This is a genomic window from Micromonospora sp. NPDC049580, from assembly GCF_040675595.1.
Lineage (GTDB): Bacteria > Actinomycetota > Actinomycetes > Mycobacteriales > Micromonosporaceae > Micromonospora.
In genome coordinates this window covers 1-3,536 of the sequence record NZ_JBFAPG010000578.1, presented here as the reverse complement: position 1 = coordinate 3,536, position 3,536 = coordinate 1, and the positions used below count along the sequence as shown (strand labels likewise).

At 70.8% G+C, this 3,536-nt stretch carries 1 protein-coding gene; it reads left to right on the top strand.

Going from position 1 to position 3,536, the window contains the following annotated elements; genetic code table 11:
- The first annotated feature begins 153 nt into the window (after positions 1 to 153).
- Positions 154 to 3,471 (top strand): ThuA domain-containing protein, encoded by a 3,318-nt coding sequence (locus AB0J68_RS29380; protein ID WP_363941797.1) that lies wholly within the window; start codon positions 154 to 156, stop codon positions 3,469 to 3,471.
- Positions 3,472 to 3,536: the final 65 nt, after the last annotated feature.

The window sequence follows — 3,536 nt, the reverse complement described above, 5'->3', positions numbered from 1 at the left end:
CGGCAGGTGGTGACGGGCCGGTCGAGCACCGGCCCTGCGCACCCGCGCCTCCCGTACGGCGACGGGACGCGCCCGGTCCATCCCCCACCGCAGTCGCGCTGCCGGCCCGAACAGGCCGGGGATGCCACGCGCCTGCCGACCACCGGAGGAACGATGACCCGACCGACCGGACGACGATGGTTCGCCGTCGCCGCTGGACTCATCCTGACCATCCCCCTCACCTCCGCCGTTCCCGCCACCGCCGCACCAGCCGACGACGCGCCCCCGATCGCGCCGTCCGTGGTCGAGAACGGACCGGCCGCGCTCCGCGCCGCCGTGCGCGCTCCGCAGACCTACCGGGTGCTGGTGTTCACCAAGACCGCCGGTGAGCGCCGGGCGTCCATTACCGACGGTGTCGACACCATCCAGCAGTTGGCCAAGGCGAACCACTTCACCGTCACGGTGAGCCGCGACGCCGCCGTGTTCACCGCCGCCGAGCTGGCGAAGTACCGTGCGGTGGTCTTCCTCAACACCACCGGCGACGTACTCAACGCCAGCCAGGAGGCGGCCTTCGAGGCGTACGTCAAGGCGGGCGGCGGCTACGTGGGCGTCCACGCGGCGGCGGAGACCGAGCCGGACTGGGCCTTCTACCAGAACCTCGTCGGCGCGAAGGCGGCCGCCGCCTCGCCGGTCGGCCGCGGCGTGGTGGACGTGGCCGACCGCGCCCACCCGGCGTCCGAGACGCTGCCCCGCACGCTCACCCTCACCGAGGAGTGGTACAACTTCGACCGCAACGTCCGGGGCACCGCGCACGTGCTGGCCACCGTGGACGAGAAGACCTACACCGGCGGCACGATGGGGTACGACCACCCGGTCACCTGGTGCAAGGACTATCAGGGCGGCCGTTCCTTCTACACCGGCCTCGGGCACAGCATCGAGACGTACCGCTCGGCGAAGTTCCGTGAGCACCTGCTCGGCGGCATCCGGTGGTCCGCCGGTGTGGTCGAGGGCGACTGCGGCGCCACCGTGCTCGGCAACTACGAGAAGGTCACCCTCAACGACGACCCAGGCGAGCCGATGTCGCTGGCCGTGCTGCCGGACGGCCGGGTGCTGCACAACACCCGCGGCGGCGAGGTCCGGCTCTACGACCCGGCCACCGGCGCCAGCCCGGTGATCACCACCGTCGACGTGTACCAGCACGACGAGGACGGCCTCCAGTCGGTGGCGATCGACCCGGACTTCGCGACCAACAGGTGGGTCTACATCTACTACGCCCCGAAGCTGAACACCCCGGTCGACAACCCGGCCACACCCGGCGTCAACGAGGGCGACGCGCCGGTCACCTCCACCGACCCGACCGTGTGGGACAAGTTCAAGGGCTACAACCAGCTCTCCCGGGTCAAGCTGGTGGACTCCCCCACCCCGCACCTGGACATGAGCACCGAGCAGCAGATCCTCCGGGTCGACACCGACCGTGGCATCTGCTGCCACGTGGCCGGTGAGGTCAAGTTCGACGGCAAGGGGCTGCTCTACCTGATCACCGGGGACGACACCAACGCCGGCGGCTCCGACGGCTACACCCCGATCAACGAGTCACCGACGCAGGGCCCCGGCTACGACGCGCAGCGCTCGGCCGCCAACACCAACGACCTGCGCGGCAAGCTGCTGCGGATCAAGGTACGGGCCAACGGCACCTACACCGTGCCCAAGGGCAACCTCTTCCCCGAGGAGCAGGACACCGCCGGGAAGACGCGGCCGGAGATCTTCCTGATGGGGCTGCGCAACCCGTTTCGGTACGACGTGGACGCCAAGGGCATGGTCTACGTGGGCGACTACTCGCCGGACTCCCGCGTACCCAGCGCCACCCGCGGCCCGGACGGCACCGGCCGCTGGTTCGCCACCAACAAGGCCGGCAACTACGGCTGGCCGTACTGCTACTCGCCCAGCCTGCCGTACATCGACTACGACTTCGTCACTCGGACCTCCGGCGCCCCGTTCAACTGTGGCGCCCCCGTCAACGACTCACCGCGCAACACCGGCCTGCGGGTGCTGCCGAAGGTCGAGCAGCCGCAGTTCTGGTACACGTTCGACGGGCGTACCCCATGTGCCGGGTCGTACCTGGAGACCCCGCCGGTCGGCTGCGACTTCAAGTGGCCGGTCATCGGCACCGGCGGCGTCGGCCCGATGGGCGGCCCGATCTACTCGTACGACCCGGCGTCGACCTCCGAAGTGAAGTTCCCCGAGTACTACCAGAACGCGGTGGTCTTCGGTGAGTTCACCCGCGACAAGATCTTCATGATGCGCACCGACGGCAAGGGCACCCTGACCGGCGTGGAGCAGTTCCTGCCGGGCGTCGTGTTCGACAACCCGATGGACATGGAGTTCGGCCCCGACGGCTCGCTCTACCTGCTGGAGTACGGCGACGGCTTCTTCCGGGCCAACCCCGACGCCCAGCTCTCGGTGATCCGCTACGTCAAGGGCAAGCGGTCGCCGGTGGCGAAGCTCGACGCCACACCGACCTCCGGGACGGCACCGCTGACGGTGCGGTTCTCCTCGGCCGGCAGCTACGACCCGGACCCGGGCGAGTCCATCTCGTACGCCTGGGACTTCACCAGCGACGGCACTGTCGACTCGGCCGACCCGAGCCCGTCGTTCACCTACACCGCGAACGGGACGTACACCGCGAAGCTGACGGTGACCGACTCCAGCGGGAAGACCGCGGTGCTCACCAAGGAGATCGTGGTCGGCAACACCGCGCCCACGGTGACCGTCACCTCCCCGGTGAGCGGCAGCTTCTTCACCTGGGGCGAGAGCGTGCCGTTCACCGTCACGGTGACCGACCCGGAGGACGGGCCGGTGGACTGCGCACGGGTCACCGTGACCTTCGTCCTCGGCCACGACAGCCACGGCCACCCGGACAGCTCCACCACCGGCTGCACCGGCACCCTCGCCACCCCGGCCGACGGCGGTGACCACGCCGGCGGGTACCTGTACGGCGGGATCAGCGCCTCGTACACCGACCTCGGTGGCGGCGGCCAGGCCCCCCTCACCACGGTCGGCCAGGCGATCATCCAGACACCCCGGCAGCAGGCCGAGTACGCCCAGGTGAAGCAGGGCGTCGAGGTCGCCACCACGGGTGACACCGGCGGCGGGCAGCACGTCAGCGGGATCGACCCGGGCGACCACATCGCCTTCGACCCGATCAACCTGGGTGGGGTGTCCAGCGTGACCCTGCGGCACTCCGGCGGCTCGGCGGCCACCGCCGGCACTCCCCGGGCGGCGGTGGAGCTGCGGCTCGACTCGCCCACCGGCCCGCTCGTCGCCACCGCGACGGTGAACGCGACCACCGGCAACTCGGCCTTCACCAGCACCACGGTGCCGGTGGACCAGCCGGCCGGGGCGCACCGGCTCTACCTGGTCTACGCCGCCGTGCCGGGCGGTCCGACCAGCGGCCTGGGCAACCTGAACTGGGTCGAGTTCACCGAGGGCTGACGAGCCGGCCCACCCCCGGCACGCCCCCGGTACGACGGAGGCCGGCCCCGCAACGTGGCGGGGCC